At 63.5% G+C, this 19,613-nt stretch carries 19 protein-coding genes; 7 read left to right on the plus strand and 12 right to left on the minus strand.

What is annotated here, in order from left to right; translation table 11 throughout:
- Positions 1 to 2: 2 nt before the first annotated feature.
- Positions 3 to 893 (plus strand): c-type cytochrome, encoded by an 891-nt coding sequence (locus ACOOEX_RS10345; RefSeq protein WP_420394760.1) that lies wholly within the window; start codon positions 3 to 5, stop codon positions 891 to 893.
- On the opposite strand, the gene ACOOEX_RS10350 is transcribed toward ACOOEX_RS10345, so the two are convergent.
- The 3 genes from ACOOEX_RS10350 to ACOOEX_RS10360 form a co-directional block, all read right to left on the minus strand.
- Positions 885 to 2,228: a hypothetical protein gene (locus ACOOEX_RS10350; protein ID WP_420394761.1), complete on the minus strand. Its 1,344-nt coding sequence runs from the start codon at positions 2,226 to 2,228 to the stop codon at positions 885 to 887. The genes ACOOEX_RS10345 and ACOOEX_RS10350 overlap by 9 nt on opposite strands.
- Positions 2,229 to 2,269: 41 nt before the next feature.
- On the minus strand, positions 2,270 to 3,637 hold the full coding sequence (locus ACOOEX_RS10355) for a hypothetical protein (protein ID WP_420394762.1): 1,368 nt from the start codon (positions 3,635 to 3,637) through the stop codon (positions 2,270 to 2,272).
- A gap of 67 nt (positions 3,638 to 3,704) precedes the next feature.
- Positions 3,705 to 4,988: a tetratricopeptide repeat protein gene (locus tag ACOOEX_RS10360; protein WP_420394763.1), complete on the minus strand. Its 1,284-nt coding sequence runs from the start codon at positions 4,986 to 4,988 to the stop codon at positions 3,705 to 3,707.
- A 142-nt stretch (positions 4,989 to 5,130) separates the two neighbouring features.
- Between ACOOEX_RS10360 and ACOOEX_RS10365 the strand changes: the two genes are divergently transcribed.
- Positions 5,131 to 5,616, plus strand: coding sequence for a hypothetical protein (locus ACOOEX_RS10365; RefSeq protein WP_420394764.1), 486 nt, complete (start codon positions 5,131 to 5,133; stop codon positions 5,614 to 5,616).
- 55 nt (positions 5,617 to 5,671) lie between these two features.
- Here the strand turns inward: ACOOEX_RS10365 and lipA are convergent, their stop codons facing one another.
- Positions 5,672 to 6,625, minus strand: coding sequence for a lipoyl synthase (gene lipA, locus ACOOEX_RS10370; protein WP_420394765.1), 954 nt, complete (start codon positions 6,623 to 6,625; stop codon positions 5,672 to 5,674).
- A 165-nt stretch (positions 6,626 to 6,790) separates the two neighbouring features.
- Between lipA and ACOOEX_RS10375 the strand changes: the two genes are divergently transcribed.
- Complete coding sequence (locus ACOOEX_RS10375) at positions 6,791 to 7,522, plus strand: VIT1/CCC1 transporter family protein (protein WP_420394766.1); 732 nt, start codon at positions 6,791 to 6,793, stop codon at positions 7,520 to 7,522.
- Between the two features lie 59 nt (positions 7,523 to 7,581).
- Positions 7,582 to 8,949 (plus strand): M20/M25/M40 family metallo-hydrolase, encoded by a 1,368-nt coding sequence (locus ACOOEX_RS10380; protein ID WP_420394767.1) that lies wholly within the window; start codon positions 7,582 to 7,584, stop codon positions 8,947 to 8,949.
- A gap of 3 nt (positions 8,950 to 8,952) precedes the next feature.
- Here the strand turns inward: ACOOEX_RS10380 and ACOOEX_RS10385 are convergent, their stop codons facing one another.
- The gene (locus ACOOEX_RS10385; protein WP_420394768.1) at positions 8,953 to 9,348 is read right to left on the minus strand and encodes a hypothetical protein; all 396 of its coding nucleotides are present in this window, start codon (positions 9,346 to 9,348) and stop codon (positions 8,953 to 8,955) included.
- A 211-nt stretch (positions 9,349 to 9,559) separates the two neighbouring features.
- On the opposite strand from ACOOEX_RS10385, the gene ACOOEX_RS10390 reads away from it, so the two are divergent.
- On the plus strand, positions 9,560 to 11,986 hold the full coding sequence (locus ACOOEX_RS10390; RefSeq protein ID WP_420394769.1) for a GcvT family protein: 2,427 nt from the start codon (positions 9,560 to 9,562) through the stop codon (positions 11,984 to 11,986).
- A 16-nt stretch (positions 11,987 to 12,002) separates the two neighbouring features.
- Here ACOOEX_RS10390 and ACOOEX_RS10395 read toward each other — a convergent pair whose 3' ends face one another.
- The 6 genes from ACOOEX_RS10395 to speB form a co-directional block, all read right to left on the minus strand.
- On the minus strand, positions 12,003 to 12,530 hold the full coding sequence (locus ACOOEX_RS10395) for a holin family protein (protein ID WP_420394770.1): 528 nt from the start codon (positions 12,528 to 12,530) through the stop codon (positions 12,003 to 12,005).
- Positions 12,521 to 13,132: a holin-associated N-acetylmuramidase gene (locus tag ACOOEX_RS10400; RefSeq protein WP_420394771.1), complete on the minus strand. Its 612-nt coding sequence runs from the start codon at positions 13,130 to 13,132 to the stop codon at positions 12,521 to 12,523. Before ACOOEX_RS10400 ends, ACOOEX_RS10395 begins: the two co-directional genes overlap by 10 nt.
- A gap of 238 nt (positions 13,133 to 13,370) precedes the next feature.
- Positions 13,371 to 13,841: a cytochrome c maturation protein CcmE gene (gene ccmE, locus ACOOEX_RS10405; RefSeq protein ID WP_420394772.1), complete on the minus strand. Its 471-nt coding sequence runs from the start codon at positions 13,839 to 13,841 to the stop codon at positions 13,371 to 13,373.
- An 80-nt stretch (positions 13,842 to 13,921) separates the two neighbouring features.
- Complete coding sequence (locus ACOOEX_RS10410; RefSeq protein ID WP_420394773.1) at positions 13,922 to 14,734, minus strand: glutamate racemase; 813 nt, start codon at positions 14,732 to 14,734, stop codon at positions 13,922 to 13,924.
- Complete coding sequence (locus ACOOEX_RS10415; RefSeq protein ID WP_420394774.1) at positions 14,715 to 15,629, minus strand: lysophospholipid acyltransferase family protein; 915 nt, start codon at positions 15,627 to 15,629, stop codon at positions 14,715 to 14,717. The genes ACOOEX_RS10410 and ACOOEX_RS10415 overlap by 20 nt, the downstream gene beginning before the upstream one ends.
- A gap of 78 nt (positions 15,630 to 15,707) precedes the next feature.
- Positions 15,708 to 16,679 (minus strand): agmatinase, encoded by a 972-nt coding sequence (gene speB, locus ACOOEX_RS10420; protein ID WP_420398360.1) that lies wholly within the window; start codon positions 16,677 to 16,679, stop codon positions 15,708 to 15,710.
- Between the two features lie 128 nt (positions 16,680 to 16,807).
- On the opposite strand from speB, the gene ACOOEX_RS10425 reads away from it, so the two are divergent.
- On the plus strand, positions 16,808 to 17,311 hold the full coding sequence (locus ACOOEX_RS10425) for a flavin reductase family protein (protein ID WP_420394775.1): 504 nt from the start codon (positions 16,808 to 16,810) through the stop codon (positions 17,309 to 17,311).
- Between the two features lie 228 nt (positions 17,312 to 17,539).
- Here ACOOEX_RS10425 and ACOOEX_RS10430 read toward each other — a convergent pair whose 3' ends face one another.
- A complete protein-coding gene (locus ACOOEX_RS10430; protein ID WP_420394776.1) occupies positions 17,540 to 18,703 on the minus strand; it encodes a M20 aminoacylase family protein in 1,164 nt (387 codons plus the stop codon).
- Positions 18,704 to 18,770: 67 nt separating this feature from the next.
- On the opposite strand from ACOOEX_RS10430, the gene mazG reads away from it, so the two are divergent.
- Positions 18,771 to 19,580 (plus strand): nucleoside triphosphate pyrophosphohydrolase, encoded by an 810-nt coding sequence (mazG, locus tag ACOOEX_RS10435; RefSeq protein ID WP_420394777.1) that lies wholly within the window; start codon positions 18,771 to 18,773, stop codon positions 19,578 to 19,580.
- Positions 19,581 to 19,613 lie beyond the last annotated feature (33 nt).

The raw sequence follows: 19,613 nt of genomic DNA on the forward strand, positions 1-19,613 counted from the left end.
CTATGCGATTTCTCCGTTTTCTCGTCATTCTCGCCATTCTGGGCGCCGCGACTGGCTGGTATCTTACCGCCCCGCAACCACTGGCTGCATCGGATATTCCCGAGCGAGACGGTGATGCAGAACACGGAGAGCTGGTCTTCTGGGCCGCGGGCTGTGCATCCTGCCACGCCGCCGAGGACGCAGAGGGCGACGCGCGGCTGATCATGTCCGGGGGGCGCGCCTTCCCGTCGGATTTCGGCACGTTCTACGCGCCCAACATCTCCATGGATCCCGATCACGGAATCGGTGGATGGTCCGAGGCAGAGTTCCTGTCCGCCGTCATGAACGGGGTCAGCCCTGAGGGACAGCATTATTACCCGGCCTTCCCCTATACCACCTATGCGCGGGCCGGGATGACCGACCTGCAAGACCTCTGGGCCTTCATGCAGACCCTGCCCGCCGACGCCACGCCGTCGCGCGATCATGAAGTGGGCTTTCCGTTTTCAATTCGCAGGTCGCTTGGCGGCTGGAAACTGCTCTTTGCCTCGGATGACTGGGTGATCGAGGGCGACGATCTGTCGCCTGAGGTCATGCGCGGGCGTTATCTGGTGGAATCCCTTGGCCATTGCGGCGAATGCCACACGCCACGGAACGCGCTTGGCGGGCTCGATTACGCGAACTGGCTGGCGGGCGCACCCAACCCCTCTGGCGAGGGGCGGATTCCCGACATCACGCCTACGGCCCTGACCTGGTCGGCCTCTGACATCGCCAATTACCTGCGCGACGGGTTCACACCCGAGTTTGACAGCGCGGGCGGCGAGATGGCCGAGGTGATCCTGAACATGGCCCACCTGCCCGACGCCGACCGCGCGGCCATTGCCGCCTATCTTCAGGCGCTTCCCGCCTCAGAGTGAGCCCATCATCGCCCGCGCCTCGGCCTGCTGCGCCGGGCTGAGCGCCCGCGACAGCCGATTGCAGCGGCGGCTGTATTGCACCTGCCGCTCCTCGCTCGAGGTGATCTCGACTGCGCGCAGGCAAAGGGCCAATCCGCGCACCGGATCGTGGCCGGGATGGGACGGATCGGATATGACCTCACCAAGGTTCACGTAGGCCAGCGAGTCGTTCTCTTCCAATCCGCGCTCAAACATCTCGCCCGCGCGCAGCAGATCCCGGGCACCACCAACACCGTTGCGCAGCATCAGGCCAAGATCGCCAAAAGCCAGTTCGGCCCCGCGTTCGGCGGCCAGTTCCATCAGCCGACGGGCCTCGATCTCGTCGGAATAGCCCAGATCCCCGTGCCAATACATGATCGCCAGTTCATAGGTCGCATCCGCATCCCCCTGATCGGAGGCCAGTTGATAATAATGGCGCGCCATGTCCGGGTCGGCCTCGACCCCGCGCCCGCCTTCATACATCGAGCCCAGGTTGTAATAGCCTGTCGTACTGCCCTGTTCGGCAGCCTGCATGAAATAAGCCACCGCGCGGTCGTGATCGACGGGAAGCCCGCCTTCGCCATTGTCATAGTAATACCCAAGCCAGTTCGCGCCATAGGCGCTGCCCCGCTCGGCGGCCTCTTCGTAAAGCGCCACCGCCTGCGGCTGATCGACCGGCCCGCCCTCGCCTTCCCGCAGCATATCGGCAAGATTTTCCAGCGCCCAGAGGGGGCCGTCATTATCATGGGCCAGCGCATAGAAGCGCCGCGCCTCGGCCTGGTTTTCCTCTACCCCTTCGCCATGGGCATACATCCAGCCCACATTCGCGGTGCCATCCACATAGCCCGCCTCATGGGCCCGGCGGAAATACTCCATCGCGCGGCGGGAATCAGGGGTGCCGAAATGGCCTTCGAAATAGGACACGCCAAGGTTGTTGTAGACCCCGGCATAGCCCATCTCCTCGGCCCGCAGCATCAGCGGAATGGCCAGATCGGGACGCGGATCCTGCCCGGACCAGCCGTCGAGATAGTGATCGGCCAGATTGTTCAGCGCCTGCGGCAAATCCTGATCGGCGGCGGCCTGATAATAGCTGACCGCCCGGAACCCGTCGGCAGGCACGCCGAGCCCGTTTTCATAGAGGATGCCCATCATGTTGAGCGCCACCGCGTCGCCGGAATTGGCCAGCGGACGGGAGATTTCCAGCGCCAGCCCGTAATCGCCATCGCGATAGGCTTGAACGGCATCATCGGCGGTCTGTGCATGCAAAGGGGTCGCGAGGCAAAGCAGCGCGGCGACGGAGATGGCTTTGAAGTTCATATCGGCTCTCCTTTTCGAAGTCGGGTGTCGTGAGGAACGGGTCAGCTATCCGCAAGTAAGGCGTCTGTTCTTTCGGTGATGGCCGCACGCTCTGCGTCGCTCAGGTCGTCGGGCAGGGTTCCGCAGCTTTCCTGGTACTCGGCGGCCCGGCCGGAATCGGTTTCGCGCGCGATGGCATAGGCGCACCAGGCATAGCCCTCGACCCGGTCGGCCCCGGCATAATCGGGGTTGAGATAGACCGTCGCCGCGCCCCAAGCCGCGAAGGGATAGTCCATGCGGGCGGCCTGCTGGTAAAGCGCCAGCGCGCCGGCAAGATCCGCCGGCCCGCCAAGTCCGGATTCGTGCATGTAGCCGAGATCGTTGATCGGCCCCGGCAAGCCCAGATCGGCCAGCACCTGCAACAGGCGGCGGGCCTCGGCATGGTCCTGCGCAACGCCGATGCCATCCCAGTACATATAAGCCAGATCCGACAGCGCCTCGATATTCCCGCGCTCATAGGCGAGGTGATAGAGCGACACCGCCCGGTCGATGTCATCCGGCACCGACGGATCACCGTCGGACAGAAGATAAGCCAGGTTGGAAGGCGCCCAGTCATGGCCCAGGGCCGTGCCCTGTTCATAGGCTTCGGCGGCGGCTGCCGGGTCGGGGGCCATCCCCGCCGCGCCATTGAGCAGCAGGATACCCAGATCGTTCCCCGCCCCGCCATAGCCAAGCGCGATGGCCCGCCGGTAGGTTTCAATCGCACCGGGGATATCCTGCGGACCGCCCCGGCCGAGCTCCATCATGTAGGCCAGATTGCGGGTGCCCTGCCCGTGGTCGAGCGCTGCCGCCTGTTCAAACAGAAGCCGCGCCTGCGCATCATCCTGCGCGACCCCGAACCCCTGCGCATAGAGCGCCCCCATATTGCTGTGCGCTCCGGCTGATCCGCCATCCATGGCCTGCCGGTAATAGGCCGCTGCGGCGGCATAGTCCGGGCTGCCAAGGGCGCCTTCCTCGGACATGGCGCCAAGAGTGTTCAGCGCCTCGGCATTGCCCGCTTCTGCAGCTGCTTCGGCCAGCTCCCATGCGCGGGTCAGGTCGCGCGGGGCGCCGTACAGACCCTTATATAAGATCCAGGCCAGATTCGACTGTGCAACCGCATAACCCTGTGCGGCAGAGGCCTCGTAATAGTCCAGCCCGCGTTGCAGATCCGGTTCCACCCCTTGGCCGTGGAAATAAAGCACCCCGAGGATGTTCAGGGCGGCGGGATCGCCCGCTTCGGCCATCGGTTCCGACAATTGGCGCGCGGTGTCATAGTCGCCGTCACTAAACGCTGCACGGGCATCGTCCAGCCAGTCGGCATGGGCCGACAAGGGGGCGAGGACCAGACAGACGGCAACAGCGGACAGACCGGCGCGACGGCGAACCATGGCAAAAAACCTCCCTTAAATACGGGAATGCTAACGCAACATGGCAAAATCGCAAAATGCTTTGCGGTCAGTGGGTCAGGTGCGCAGGCGCGTCGATATGGGGGCGACGCAGCGCCAGCAGCCGCAACGCCTCTTCCGCCCGGCCCTGCCGGATCTGCGCATTCATCAAGGCAAATTCGAGGATATCGCGCTGCGCCCGGCTGCCGCCCACCCGTTCCGACTGCGCCACGACAGGGATCAGCCGCGCCTCGGCCCCGGCCCAATCCTCGGCGGCAATCGCCCGGAACGCCTCGGCGCAGGCGGGCACCATATCGCCAATCGGCCCTTTGGCGTCCGATATGAGCCGGTCGAGCGCCTCCGCATTGCCGCTCATGGCATGGATAACCGCCGCATGCACATCGACAAAGCCCATTCCGGGGGTCGGGAAGGCCTTTAGTGCAAAATCCCCAAGCGCTTGCCAGCGTGTCTGCGAGATCGCCACCCCGGCCAGAGACGCCCGGTAATAGAGCGCTGCCAGATCGGTCACGATATTGATCGCGGGGCTTAGGCTGACGCCGGGGGCAAGATCTTCATCCACCGCCCGCCACATACGCGCCTCATCGCCCGTCGCCATCGCCCACAGCGCCACATGCCATGTATTGTGGCAATGCATCAGGCCGGTGCGGTCATAGCCCTGCATCCAGTCGCCCAAAAACGCGAGCCCGTCCGCCGTTTCGCCGACCTCGTAGTAAAGATGCGCACGGATATGGGCGGCATGGGCGCTGTCGCGGTTGCGATTGAGCGCCGTTTCGATCTGCGTCTCTGCCTGTTGGAACTGCCCGATTTCCAGATGCGCAAAAGCCATCTGGCCGGGAAACCACCAGTCGCCCTCGTAATGGGGGGCCAGAAAGTCCGCCACCGCCAGATGTTCCGCCTCTCGGCCCACGCGGCCGGAAAAACCGATCAGGCTGAAGACGCCCAGAACGGTCTGAGCAACCAACGCATCCCGGGGGTATTCTCGAATATGGGACCGGATGAGCGCATAGCCCTGCCCCGCGCGTCCCTCGATCAGATGCCCGAAGATCTCCAGTTGCGCCGCTTCTCTTGCGGTCAGCACCCGGTCGCAGCCCCGCGCCGCTGCAAGCGCGGCCTTGGCCTGGGGCATATGGCCGAAGGTTTGAAAATTCCGGGCCAGAGCCACATGGGCGGGTGCAAACTCCGGGTCGGCCTGCGTGGCCTCTTGCAGCGCCTCCTCTACCCCCGCTATCCCGGCAAGGTAGAGGTCGATGCCGCGCTGATAGGCATTCGCCGCCCGCTGCGAGCCTGTGGAAATCTGCAGCCCATAACGGTCTGTCATCACATCGCGGCGCATCAATTTTCCCCTTTTCCAATGTGCAGGCTATCCGCCGCAGGCCAGAATAATCCCCGGCGACGCCACAGGGTTGCCCCCATTTTTGCAACTTTGAAGGGTAAGCCGTTGGCATGCAAGCAGTTGTGCCGCAATGGGCGGCAAAATGGAGAACCAAGAAATGCAGCAAGAGCAGAACTTCTTTTTGAACGAATCCGGTGCCGTAACCGTCGATTGGGTCGTCCTGACCGCCGGGCTGGTTGGCCTTGGGCTGGCCACCATGGCCGTGGTCAGCACAGGCGTCGAGGATCTCAGCGGTGACATGCGCGGGCAGATGGAAAGCCAGACGATCTCGACCAGCTTCGCCAGCGCGGCTGGCGGTGGCACCTGGACGTGGTCGGGCCGCACATCGCAGGACTACTACGACATCGGCGCAGCCCTCGCCCCCGGCAACAATGGTGCCACCTATTACTGGGCGCAGCAGGAAGCGATTGCCGATATGCCGGAAGGCTACAACTTCGACAGCCCGCTGGTCGATCCCGCCACCGGCAACGTCGTCTATACCAGCAATGATGGCACAACTTATGCCTCGGGTGGTGAAACCTGGGCAATCGACGAATATCCCGGAACGCCAGTCTATTGGGGTGCCTGATCCCTCAGTCACAGTCGAAAAAGAAAACCCCGGCCGCGCGCCGGGGTTTTTCGTATCAGGCCTGTCCCAATTTTTTCAGTCGCGCCGCGCGCAGCCGGGCGAAATCGTCGCCCGCGTGATAGCTTGACCGCGTCAGCGGGGTGGCCGAGACCATCAGGAAGCCCTTGTTATAGGCGGCCTTCTCATAGGCCTTGAATTCCTCCGGCGTCACGAAACGATCCACCGCGTGGTGTTTTGGCGTGGGCTGCAGATACTGGCCGATGGTTAGGAAGTCGATATCGGCGGCGCGCATGTCCTCCATCACCTGGATGACCGCCTGCTTGTCCTCGCCAAGCCCCACCATGATGCCGGATTTGGTGAACATGGTCGGGTCCAGTTCCTTCACCCGCTGCAGAAGCCGCAGGGAATGGAAATAGCGCGCACCGGGGCGCACTTCCGGATACAACCCCGGCACGGTTTCAAGGTTGTGGTTGAACACATCCGGTTTCGCCGCGACCACGACCTCCAGCGCCTCGGGGGCACAGCGGATGAAATCGGGCGTCAGGATTTCAATCGTCGTGCCGGGGCTGCGGTGGCGGATGGCGCGGATGGTCTGGGCGAAATGTTCCGCCCCGCCGTCTTCGATATCGTCGCGGTCGACCGAGGTGATGACCACATGGTTCAGCCCCAGTTTCTGCACCGCATCGGCCACGCGCCCCGGCTCGAACACGTCGAGATCCTCGGGCGGCTTGCCGGTGGCGATGTTGCAGAAGGTGCAGGCGCGGGTGCAGACCTCGCCCATGATCATCATGGTGGCGTGACCCTGGCTCCAGCATTCGCCGGCATTGGGGCAGCCCGCCTCTTCGCAGACCGTCACCAGCTTGTGCTCGCGCATGATCTTGTGGGTCTTCTTGTAGCCTTCGCCAACGGGCGCCTTGACCCGGATCCAGGACGGTTTCTTGGGCTGCGGGTTGTCCGGGCGGCGCGCCTTTTCGGGGTGGCGCTGTTCGGGAATCTTGAGATCGCGCATGGGGTTCCTCCAACTGGCGACTGTTTAACGCTAAACGATACAAAAGTAACCCCGTCTCGCGCGGGAAGCGGCTATGCAGCCCTGCGATTCCTTGGCGCAGCCCTGCCGGTTGTCAGGCCCTGTGCGCAGGTCCAGACTGACCCGACCGGACAGGAGACAAACGGTATGGCCATCAACTGGGCGCAGCACCGCACGCAGGATCATCATATCACCCGCGCGCAGGAGTTTCTCAAGCAAATCGTCTATGGCGGCAATGACGGCATCGTCACAACCTTCGCCATCGTGGCGGGCTTCGCCGGGGCTTCTGCCGAAAACACCGCGCAGATCGGGGCACTGGCGGTGCTGGTCTTCGGTTTGGCCAACCTCTTTGCCGACGGGGTGTCGATGGGGCTTGGGGAATTCCTGTCGGGCCGGTCGCAACGCGATCTCTATCATGCGCGGCGCGCGATGGAGTTGCAGGAACTGTCCACCGATCCCGATCGTGAACGGCTGGAGCTGCAACAGATGCTGCGCGAACGCGGGTTGCCGGGGGGGGATGCCGATGAGGTGGCGGATATCCTCATGCGCAACCATGATTTCGCCGCCGACCTGATGATGGCCTATGAATTCGAGATGACCGACCCGCGTAGCACCAATCCCGCAGGTGACGGGATCTCCACCTTCATGGCGTTCATCACGCTCGGCTCTATCCCGCTGCTGCCCTATATCGCGGGTCTGGACCCTGCCCACGCCTTCCCCATATCCGTCGCGGCGACATTGCTTGCCCTGTTCGGCCTCGGGGTTTTGCGCTGGCGCGTGACAGGCGAGACGGCGTTGCGCTGCATAGGCGAAACGGTGATCGTCGGGGGGCTGTGTGCCTTCGTTGCCTTCGGAGTCGGCGTATTGGTCGGCGGCTAGAAGCTTGCAAAACCGGGCAAAACCGGCAGGCTGCGGGCCATGCCGAAAAAGGATGCCCCATGACCGCCCGCGACCAGATCACAGCCCGCGCCGCCGCGCCCGAGACGCTTCTCCGTTTTGTCGATGACCTGACCGCGCTGGTGGCCTTCCCGACGGAACCGGGTGCAATTGATGCCCATACCGCCTGCCTGAAGCATATCGCCGGGCTGATGGCGGGGCACGGCTTCGTGGCCCGCTGGATCAAGGGAGACCATCCGCCCGCACTGGTCCTGTCGCGCCACGAGGGCGACGGGCTGCCGACGATCCTCGGCTATGGCCATGCCGATACGGTTCCGGGGATGGAGGGGCGCTGGCAACAGGGTCTGGCGCCATGGGCGCTGACCGAACGCTACGGCAAGCTCTATGGGCGCGGGGTGGCCGACAACAAGGGACAACTGCTGGTGAACCTCACGGCGCTTCGGTTGGTGCTGGAGCAACAAGGCGCGCTCGGCTTCAACTGTCACATGCTGGTGGAGATGGGCGAAGAGGTCGGCTCGCCGGGGCTGGATGCGATCTGCGCGGGGCTGAAGGACGACCTGAACGCCGATCTTGTGCTGGCCTCTGACGGGCCGCGCCTGTCTCGGGATCGACCGACCGTGTTTCTTGGCGCACGTGGTTCCGTCACCGTCAAGCTGTCGATCCGTCACCGAGAGGCCGGGCGCCATTCCGGTAATTTCGGGGGGCTTCTGCGCAATCCGGGCACCGAGATGGCCCACGCGCTGACCACGATCATCGGCCCGCGCGGCGAATGCCTCGTCCCCGGCTGGACACCGGAGAAGGTGCCGGATGACACCCGCGCGATCCTGTCGGGCATCACCCCCGCAGGCGGAGAAATCGACCCCGGTTGGGGCACCCCCGGCCTGACGCCCGCCGAACGGGTCTTTGCGTGCTCGGCGGTCGAGGTGCTGGCCTTCACCTGCGGCACCCCGGAACGGCCCGTCAATGCCATCCCGCCAGAGGCGCAGGCCCATATCCAGTTGCGCTATGTGACCGGGCTGGACCCCACGGCGATCATGCCCGCCCTGCGCGCGCATCTGGATGCTGAAGGCTTCGACTTTGTTGACATCGAGGAACCCGAAGCCCGCTTCCCCGCCTCGGCCACGCCGCCAGATCACCCTTTCGCCCGTTTCGCAGTACAGTCCATTGCCCGCACCACCGGGGCAGATCCGGTCCTTCTGCCCTCGCTTGGCGGATCTCTTCCCAACCACGTCTTCACCGAAACGCTTGGCCTTCCCGCAATCTGGGTGCCGCACAGCTACCCCGGATGCAGCCAGCACGCCCCCGATGAACACCTGCCCAAGGCGATGATCCCCGGTGCGATTGCCCTGATGGCGGGGCTTTACCTGGATATCGGCGCTGCCGGACGGTCCGGCCTGGGGCTGGAGTGATCCCTACTGGATCGTCGCGCTCCAGCTACCGGTCCCTGAACAACTGGCCGCACCGCGCCCGCTATAGGGGATACCGTTGGTGGTGTCGCGCGGATACCAGGTGCCGCTCAGGGAACAGCCCGCAAGGCTGCCCGATACAGTATTGACCGTCAGGGACGTCCCGACGAGGCCGACCGTGGCGGTACCCTCCCAACGGCTGGTGGTGTTCCAGATATAGTAGTTCCACAGACTATCGGCCGCACAGGTCAGACGCCGGAGTTCAAACCCGTAAATCCCGCTTGGCAGGTCGATGCGACCTTGCCAGTTCACGCCGCGATTGTCGCAATTGAGCGCTGCCGCCGGTCCTGCTGGCATCACCCCGAACAAGAAGGCCGCAAAAGCCACGATCCGTACAAACATGAGATCCTCCCGTTGAATGAGTGCTGGCCCCCGAGGGGCCTCTAATGCGGGGGATCCTATCACAATTTGCCCGATGGTGCTGTTCACAATTGCCCATGACAGCGCCCGTTCCCGCCAAATCGCCCCCTGTCTTTGTCGAAAACGTGCGATCCGAAACCCGACCGTCACGCTACCCTTTCCGGAAATCAGGACTGCGAAACAGGAGATTTTCATGCAGACCCAGGCACGTGTTGTGGTGATCGGCGGCGGCGTCGTCGGTTGCTCGGTGCTCTATCATCTGGCCAAGGCGGGCTGGACCGACAGCCTGCTGTTGGAGCGGTCCGAACTGACCTCGGGCTCTACCTGGCACGCGGCGGGGGGCTGTCACACGATCAACGGCGATCCCAATGTCGCCAAGCTGCAGAAATACACGATCGAGCTTTATCGCGAGATCGAGGAACTCTCGGGCCAGTCCACCGGTTTCCACATGACCGGCGGTGTCATGCTCGCCTCGACCCCCGAACGGTTCGACTGGCTGAAATCCACCATGGCGAAGGGCCGTTACCAGGACATCCAGTCCCGCGTGATCACCCCTGAGGAAGCGCATGAGCTGATGCCGCTGATTGATCCCGCGCAATTCGTGGGCGGGTTGGAAACCGTGGTGGACGGGCATCTAGATCCCTCTGGCGTGACCTGGGCCTATGCCAAATCCGCGAAGAAACTGGGCGCGAGTTACGAACAGCATTGCAAGGTCGAAGAGATCCTGCGCAACCGTGATGGCGGCTGGATCGTCAAGACCAACAAGGGTGATGTCGCTTGTGACCATGTGGTCAATGCCGGTGGCCTCTGGGCCCGCGAAGTGGGCCGTATGGTGGGGCTCGAACTGCCGGTTCTGGCGATGGAACACATGTACCTGATCACCGAGGACATGCCAGAAGTCGCGGAAATCAATAAGACAACCGGCAAGGAAGTGATCCACGCGGTCGATTTCGACGGCGAATTGTACCTGCGCCAGGAACGCGGCGGCATGCTGATGGGCACCTATGAAAAGGCCTGCGTGCCCTGGTCCGAACGCACGACGCCTTGGGAGTTCGGGCATGAGCTGCTGCAACCCGATATCGACCGCATCGCGCCCTCGCTGGAGGTTGGGTTCGAACATTTCCCCGCATTCGCCAACGCGGGTATCAAGCAGATCATCAACGGCCCCTTCACCTTCGCCCCCGACGGCAACCCGCTGATAGGTCCCATCCGCGGCCTTCCCGGCATGTGGTCGGCCTGTGGCGTCATGGCGGGCTTCTCCCAGGGTGGCGGCGTCGGTCTGGCGCTGGCCAACTGGATCACCCAAGGCGATCCTGGCTTCGATGTCTGGGCCATGGACATCGCGCGCTACGGCGATTGGGCGACGATGAGCTACACCAACCCCAAGGTGCAGGAAAACTATTCCCGCCGCTTCTCGATCAAGTTCCCGAACGAGGAACTGCAGGCCGCCCGCCCGTACAAGACCACGCCGATCTATGACCGGATGCTCTCGCTCGGTGCGCAGATGGGGGATAGCTGGGGTTTGGAGGCGCCGCTCTGGTTCTCGCCCGATAGCACCAAGGATGAATTCAGCTGGCGCCGGTCGACTGACTTCGAACATGTGAAGGAAGAGGTCCGCGCCTGCCGCGAAGACGTGGGCGTCATGGAAATCTCCGGGTTCTCCAAGTTCTACGTCCGGGGCGCCGGAGCAACGGCCTTCCTCGACAAGGTGCTGGCCTGCAAGCTGCCCAAACCGGGCCGCATGACGCTTGCCCCGATGCTGAAGGACGACGGCAAGCTGCAGGGCGACCTGACCGTCGCCTGCCTGTCCGAGACTGAATACTACCTCGCCGGGTCCGGCATGGCGGAGGTGTTCTACGCCCGTTGGTTCGAACAGCACATGCCGAAGGATGGATCGGTATCGCTGGAGGTGGTCGGCCTCGGCCTCGTCGGCCTGTCCATCGCCGGCCCCAAATCGCGGGAGCTGTTGCAGCGTCTGACACCTGCGGATGTGTCCAACGGGGCGTTCCGCTTCATGGATATTCAGCGCATGGATGTTGGTTTCGCCCCCTGCCTCGTGGGCCGCGTGAGCTTCACAGGTGATCTGGGCTACGAGATCTGGATGAAGCCCGAATACCAGCGCCATGTCTTTGACCGGCTTCTCGAGGCGGGTAAGGATCTGGGCCTCAAACCCTTCGGCCTGCGCGCACTCAACGCCATGCGGCTCGAAAAGAACTTCGGCGGTTGGGCGCGGGAATTCCGCCCCGTCTACGGGCCTTTGGAGGCTGGTCTCGACCGCTTTATCGCCTATGGCAAAGATGCTGATTTCATAGGAAAATCCGCAGCATTGGAGGAACGGGACAGCGGCGGCAAACTGCGCCTGCGCGCCTTCACCGTGGCCGCGATTGATGCCGATGTGATCGGGGATGAACCGATCTGGCACGATGGCACCGTCGTAGGCTGGGTCACTTCCGGCGGCTATGCCCATAACGCGGGCCAGTCCGTGGCCATGGGCTATGTCGCGAAAGAGGTCGCGGACAGCGAAGGCCCTTGGGCCATTGAGCTGTTGGGAGAAAAACTGGATGCACAGCCCCAGCACACACCGCTGTACGACGCCAATTTCGAACGCATGCGCGGCTGACACGATTAGGGCGGGGTCAATCCCCGCCCTCTTCGCTGTCCCGTTGCTCGCGGAACCACCGCTCCAGCGCCGGATTGGGGTCCGCTGCCGTTGCGGTTGCATCCTCCGCCAGGTCTCGGGGTCGCATCCGGGGCAGCCTGCCGCCATTTGGCGTGCGGAAATAGTGCATCTCCCGCGCCCCGAAATAGAAGCTGACGATGGCGCCCAATAGCCACCAAAGCGGTTCCGGTACCTCGTTCAGCCCCACCATCCTTGCGGCAAAGGCCTCCGGATCGACCATGGCGAAGATGAAGAGCCCGATCGTGCCAAGCGCCAGCATCGGGCGAGGCATCCGGTTGATGCCGTTGATCACACGGTCAAAGAGCCCCCGTCTCGCGTATTGAAACTCATCACCATGGGCGTCAAGCGCCGCCCGATGCGCCTCAGCCGACAGCTCCATCGCCCTTGTTTCATTGGCGTGAAAAATCTCGGCCACATCGCTGAAGGCCTCACCGGCGGCGGCAATGGTTTGCGGCCCGCCCAGTATGCGCTGCATCAACCCCATGCCGCCACCCGCGCGCGGTGTTCCGCGTCCGTCAGATGAAATTCAGGAGAAATGAACGCCTCCGCCCGGAGGATCCAGCCCCCCTTGCCCCCGTCGCGCCGCGTGGCATAGCGGCGAGAGGCCGGGCGCCGATCCCCGATCCGGTAGTAGAAATTGCGCCTGGCAATGCCGTAGGCATCCACCATACTCTGCCCGGCACTGTCATGGGCCGCAGTTGCGGCAGCAATGGTCTGCGGCCCGATCACCCCGTCAATGGCAATCTCCGGTCCCATATCGCGGATCAGCCGTTGCAGGATCCGTATCGCGTTCGATCCGGCATTGACCTGCATGTCGAAGACCGTGGGCTGCAATGGCTCCGGCAATTGGTCGATCCGGGGGGCATGATAATAGTGCTCGATGAAGATCTCGACCGCCCGCTCCCGCGGCAGGGCGCGCACATCAGCTTCATCAACATCGCCATCGCCATCCAGGTCCAGCCCAAGACGCCGCATCGTATGGATTGTCACCCCGTAATTTGTCGCGCCCCCGGGGTCATTGGGGTCGTTTACATAGCCTCCCTCTCGATCGACAATTTCAGACGCAATCTGGCGAACCGACAGCATGGTTCAGCCCTCCCATGCTCAAGGTTCAAGATGAGAATAAACCAATCACACGAGGATTAAGATTTCGCTAAAGCCCCTTCATCTTGGCAAAAATACCTCGGGAGCTCGAGGGCAGCGCCCTCGATCCTGACGAAAAACAGGCGCTTACGGATCAAACTTCACACCACCGTGCCAAGCATCCGCGGCAGCGCGCTTCGACGAAGGCTCCCGAAGGGGGCTCGAGGAGAAGTGCCCGCCGTCAATAGCTCGGCGCCGGGTCCTCATCTTCCGCGTGCCGGTAGACCCCTTGCGCTTCCAGCGCGTCGATCACCTCGGCGGGCATGTAAGTCTCGTCATGGCGAGCCAAGAGTTCCGTCGCCAGAAACACCCCGTCTTCATAGGTGCCGGTGGCCACAGTCCCCTGGCCTTCCCCGAACAGATCGGGCGGCGCGTCGGTCCCGACATAGCGCACCGGGATATCGGCACCGCCATCGGTCACGGTGAAGGTGAAATCCAGCCCCTCATCCTGAACCAGCGTCCCCTCCAGCACCAGCCCGCCAATGCGGAAGACCTCATCGGGCGGTGGCGGGGTTTCCGCCACTTCAGTCGGGGTGCGAAAGAAATTGATGCCGTCGCGCAGCCCATAGCCGATCAGCCCCGCAGACACTGCCAGCGCCACCATCGCGACGATGATCACCTGGATCCGGCGTTGTTTCTTCAATCCGCGCATGGTTGTCCTCCACGTCCAACTGCCCCACAGATAGGCAAGGTCCGGCCCCGCGTCGAGAGGCGCCGCCCTGACAGGTTGCCTCAGGCTTTGACGAATGCGATCTTGCGGCGCAGGAACTGGGTGGCCTTGTTCGATACCCGTGCCGGATCGCCGGTCGTCAGGAAGGCGGATTCAGTCCCTTCCCCCAGCTTGTCGGGATGGCGGATCAGATAGTCGGCAAGGCTCTCTGCCACCAGATTGGCCTGGCTATAGACCGCAACCCCCTCCCCAAGCGCGTCCTGAAAGACGTCTTCCATCAACGGGTAATGGGTGCATCCCAGGATCGCCGCCTCGGGCTTCGGCATCCGCCGTTGCAGCGCCTCCACATGGCTGCGCACAAGGGCTTCCGCCAGGATCATGTCGCCATCCTCGATGGCATCGACCACACCGCCGCAGGGCTGCGCCTCTACGTCGACACCGATGGCGCGAAAAGCAAGTTCACGTTGGAACGCCCGGCTGCTGACCGTCGCGGGCGTGGCAAACAATGCCACATGTTTCACGGCAACCTCACGCGGCGGGGAATTGTCGCCCCATTGCCGTTCGGTCAGCGCCTCAATGAGCGGCACGAAGACGCCCAGAACTCGCTTGTCCTTGGGCACCCACGATTCCTGCATGCGCCGCAGGGCCGCGGCGCTTGCGGTGTTGCAGGCAAGGATCACCAGGTCGCAGCCCGCATCGAACAGGCGCTGAACCCCCGCTGTCGTCAACTCGTAGACGTCATCGGCATCGCGCACGCCATAGGGTGCGTGGGCGTTGTCGCCGTAATAGACAAAGGGCACATCCGGCAGGCGCTTGCTGACGGCATCCAGCACCGTCAAACCGCCCAAGCCACTGTCAAAGATCCCGACCGCCATTTCGCTTGTGCTTTTCCTCGAATTCGAACCCGATTTCAGCCGGGTTTATGGGTGTTGGCGACAAGTCGTAGGTCGATTGCCGCAGGAAGTCCATCATCGCCCGCGTATCGCCCGCGAAACGGTCCAGGTCCGCCCGTGGGATCGGTTCCCCGATCACCACGCGCACGGGCGTGTTCACCCGTTTCTTGAACTCCTTGATCAGCAGCCCCATGCGCAGGGTGTTATGCAGATGGCTGGCCAGTTGAAAGAGCCGGCTGGTATGCCCGTCGAAGTAGATCGGTACAACTGTGGCTTCTGACTTGGTGATCATGCGCGCCGTGAAACCACGCCAATAGGGGTCCATGGGCCGCCCGAAGGGTTTTTGCGCCGTCGACACAGTCCCGCCCGGAAAGATCCCGATCGCGCCGCCTTCCGACAGGTAGCGCAGCGCCGTCTTTCGGGTCTGGATATTCAGCGCCACCGCCTCTTTCGTCTCATCGAAGGAGATCGGCAGGATGACCTTGTCCAGATCTTCGGCCTTGCGGAAGATCCGATGCGCCAATATGCGGAAATCCCCCCGCGCGACCGACAGGATATGCCCCAGCATCAACCCGTCGAGAATGCCGTAGGGGTGGTTGGCAATGGCGATGACCGGCCCCTCGCGCGGGATGTTGTCCAGGCTGCCGCCCATCACCTCCAGCGTCAGACCGTAGCGGTCCACCATCACCTGCCAGAAATCCCGGCCCGCCGCGACCTCGGTCTCGTATCCTTGCGCCTGTTTAATCAGCTTCAGACGCCCGGTGGTGTTTTCCATCGCGCGGATCACCGCCCGCCCGCCCTTGGTCCGGGCCGAATGCGCGTAAGAGATCTCGCGTGCGATCTGCCTGTCTTCTTTGGAATGTCGCTTGCGTGCCATGGTCCTGATACACACCGCTGCCGTTGATGCTGGATACGCCCCTTGGGCGATTCCCGCTAGCGAAAGCACGTCACAGTTTCATGACAGCCCGCGCCGCGCCCATCCCCAGAGGCACAAAAGCTCCATCGCCACATGCGCCCCCGCCACGGCAGTGATCTGGGCCGTGTCGAAGGGCGGAGAGACCTCGACCACGTCGCCGCCCACCAGGTTGATCCCGGCGATGTCGCGCAGGATCATCGCCGCCTGCGCCGAGGTCAGCCCGCCCCAGACCGGCGTACCGGTGCCCGGAGCATAGGCCGGATCGAGACAGTCGATGTCAAAGCTCAGGTACACCGGCGCATCGCCCAGGATCTCTTTCACCCGCGCGGCGATGGCCTGCGGCCCCTGCTCGTGCACGGCACGCGCATCGAGGACCTCGATCCCCAGATTATCCTCAACCACCGTGCGGATGCCCACATGGACAGAGCGAGCCACGTCGACCAGCCCCTCCTTCACCGCCTTGTAGGCAAAGGTGCCGTGATCGACCCGGGCCGGATCGTCATCGGGCCATGTGTCGGTATGGGCATCGAATTGCAGCAGCGCCACAGGCCCATGTTTCTTCGCATGCGCCCGCAACAGCGGCAGGGTGATCGAGTGATCGCCCCCAAGCGTCACCATCGCCGCGCCCTGGTTCAGAATGCTGTCAGCATGGGCCTCCAGCACTTTTGGAAATTCACCCGGATTTGCGTAGTCGAAGGCCAGATCGCCATAATCGGCAATCGCCAGATCGCTCATCGGGTCATAGCCGCCCCAGCCATAGGGCGGGTCATAGACCTGCAGAGCGCTCGCCTCGCGGATCGCACGGGGTCCAAGCCGGGTGCCGGGCCGGTTCGTCACCGCCTGATCGAAAGGCACACCGGTCACGGCCACATCGACGCCGGTCAGGTCCTTGGTGTAGCGACGGCGCAGGAAGCTGACCGCCCCGCCAAACGTGTTCTCGAAGGCGCGGCCCTTCAGCCCTTCCCGCGTGAATGCCCCGTCGATATCTGTCTTCGCGTCTTCCAGCGCCATACCCGGCCCTTTCCCGTTTTGCATCCGGCCCCATGCAAATCCTCTCCGGCGGAAAAAGGCAATGCCACCTTGCATCCCGTCTGCCTGCACTACATCAAGGGACCAGTCCCGCCGACAGGAGCCAACCCATGCCCGACAGCCCGCTTCGACAGCAGTTTCTCGAAGGCATGAGCCGCGCCGCCGCCTCGGTCAGCGTCGTGACCACCGACGGGCCAGCCGGGCGTCACGGCATCACGGTCAGCGCCATGACCTCGGTCAGCGCCGATGGCGACGCCCCGACCATGCTCGTCTGCCTCAACGCCGCCTCCTCCGTTCTGCCGCCGCTTCTGGACAATGGCTGCTTTTGCATCAACGTGCTGAGGATCGACCAGCAGGCAATCTCCGATACGTTCTCGGGCCGGCTGCCCGCGCCGGATGGCGACCGCTTCAACGCCGCGCCCTTCACCCCCGGCCCCACAGGTGCGCCGATGATGGACACTGCCCTTGTCAGTTTCGATTGCGAACTGGTCTCGGCCGACAAGATCGGCACCCACCATATCTGCATCGGCGCGGTGAAGGAGGTGCGCGTCGCCCCCGACGGCTCGCCCCTACTCTACGGGATGCGCAGCTATCTGCGGGCCGAAAAGCACTGATCCTTTCTCAGCACGACACCCGCACGCATCAGACATTCCCCGGCGACCGGCCGCTGCCTCGGTTCCGGAGGAACGCAGTTGGGCATAGGCGTTCCATACCCTCGGTTTTGCACCGCCTTGGCGACCGGCGACATGTCCATCTGCCATCGCAAGCACCCATCAAAAAATAGAGCGTGGGCGGAGCCCACACAATTTGGTCAGGGGCGGGCCCGCATCGCCAGAAACCCCCTATCCAAGGGACAGCGCCCGTTCCACAAGCCGCGCGAAGAAACTCGCTCCATAGGGCGCGGCCTCGTCATTGAAGTTGAAGCGGGGATGATGCAGCCCCGCCGCCTCCCCCTGCCCAAGGAAAAGATAGGCTCCCGGCCGCTCCTCCAGCATATAGCTGAAATCCTCGGCACCCATCTCGCGCCACTGGGCACCGTCCACCGCGTCCCTGCCCGCGATTTCTTCCGCGACTCCCACGGCGAACTCCGTCCTCTCCGGGTCGTTCACCGTCGCCGGATAACTGCGCTTGTAGTCGAGCACCGCCTCCACCCCAAAGCTTGCCCCCTGCCCGGCCACGATCTCGCCCATGCGCGCCTCCACCATGTCCCGCACATCCGGGTCGAAGCTGCGCACCGTCCCGCCCAGATAGGCGGTGTCGGGGATGATGTTTTCCGCCGTGCCGGTGTGGATCATGGTGACTGACACCACCAGATCCTGCAGCGCGTAGTGGTTGCGCGCCACGATGCTTTGCAGCGCCTGCGCGATATGAACCGCCGCGATCACCGGATCGACGCAGTCATGCGGATAGGCCCCATGCCCGCCCTTGCCCTTGATATGCACGTCGAAACTGTCGACGGCGGCCATGATCGGCCCTGGAGTGGTCTGGAAATGGCCCAGGGGCAGCGCGGGGGTGGTGTGGATCGCGTAGACCTCACTGATCCCGAACCGGTCCATGATCCCTTCCTGGCACATCACGCCCGCCCCGCCGCCATCCTCTTCGGCGGGCTGGAAGATCAGCGCCACACGGCCCCGGAAATTCCGCGTTTCCGCAAGATATTTCGCAGCCCCCAGCAACATCGTGGTATGCCCATCATGGCCGCAGGCATGCATCACGCCCTTGTTTTCAGAGGCATAATCGAGCCCCGTCTCCTCCTCGATCGGCAGCGCATCCATATCGGCGCGCAGCCCGATGGTAGGGCCGTCACCCTGCCCCTCGATAATCGCCACAACCCCCGATTCGGCGATGCCGGTGTGGATCTCGGTGATGCCGAATTCCTTCAGGCGATCCACCACGAAACCCGCCGTTTTGTGGCAGGCAAAGCCAAGTTCCGGATGGGCGTGCAGATGGCGGCGCCAAGCGGTCATTTCCTCGGCGAAACCTGCGATGCGATTGAGGACGGGCATGGGTGGACTCTCCGGGGCTCATGGGTGTTAGTCGGGGGCACCCTGACCGAAAACCGGAGGCCCGGCAATGGATGACGAGCTGATCAACGACCCCCATGGCGGCATGCCCCGCCTGCTGGAAATCATGCGCCGGTTGCGCGACCCGGAAACCGGCTGTCCCTGGGATATCGAGCAGGATTTTGGCACCATCGCGCCCTACACGATCGAGGAGGCCTATGAGGTCGCCGATGCGATCGACCGCGAGGCCTGGGACGAGTTGAAAGGCGAGTTGGGGGACCTGCTGTTCCAATCGGTCTTTCACGCACAAATGGCGGAAGAGAAAGGGCTTTTTTCGTTTCAGGAGGTGGCCGACACGATGTCGGACAAGATGGTCGCCCGCCATCCGCATGTATTCGGCGACCAGTCGCGGGACAAATCGGCCGAGCAGCAGACCCAGGATTGGGAGACGATCAAGGCGGCGGAACGGGCCGCCAAGGCGCGGGGCGGGGTTCTGGATGACGTGGCCATTGGCCTGCCTGCCCTGATGCGCGCCGAGAAGCTTCAAAAACGCGCCGCGCGGGTCGGGTTCGACTGGCCGCATATCGGGCAAGTGGTTGACAAGATTGCCGAAGAAGCTCGCGAACTGGCGGAGGCGCGGGAGGCGCTGCCGCAGGAGAAGATTGCCGAGGAGATGGGCGATCTGCTCTTTGTCATGGCCAATCTGGCGCGGCATCTGAAGGTCGATCCCGAAACCGCCCTGCGCGATGCGAATGCGAAATTCGTGCGGCGCTTTCACTTCATCGAACGGGAGTTGGAGGCGCGGGGGAAACGCCCCTCGGACAGCGACCTGGAAGAAATGGACGGGCTGTGGGACGCGGCCAAAACGGCGGGGCTTTGACCTCAATTCGGCCCGTCGCCATGCGTGCACCCC

This window comes from Nioella sp., from assembly GCF_965215655.1.
GTDB lineage: Bacteria > Pseudomonadota > Alphaproteobacteria > Rhodobacterales > Rhodobacteraceae > Nioella.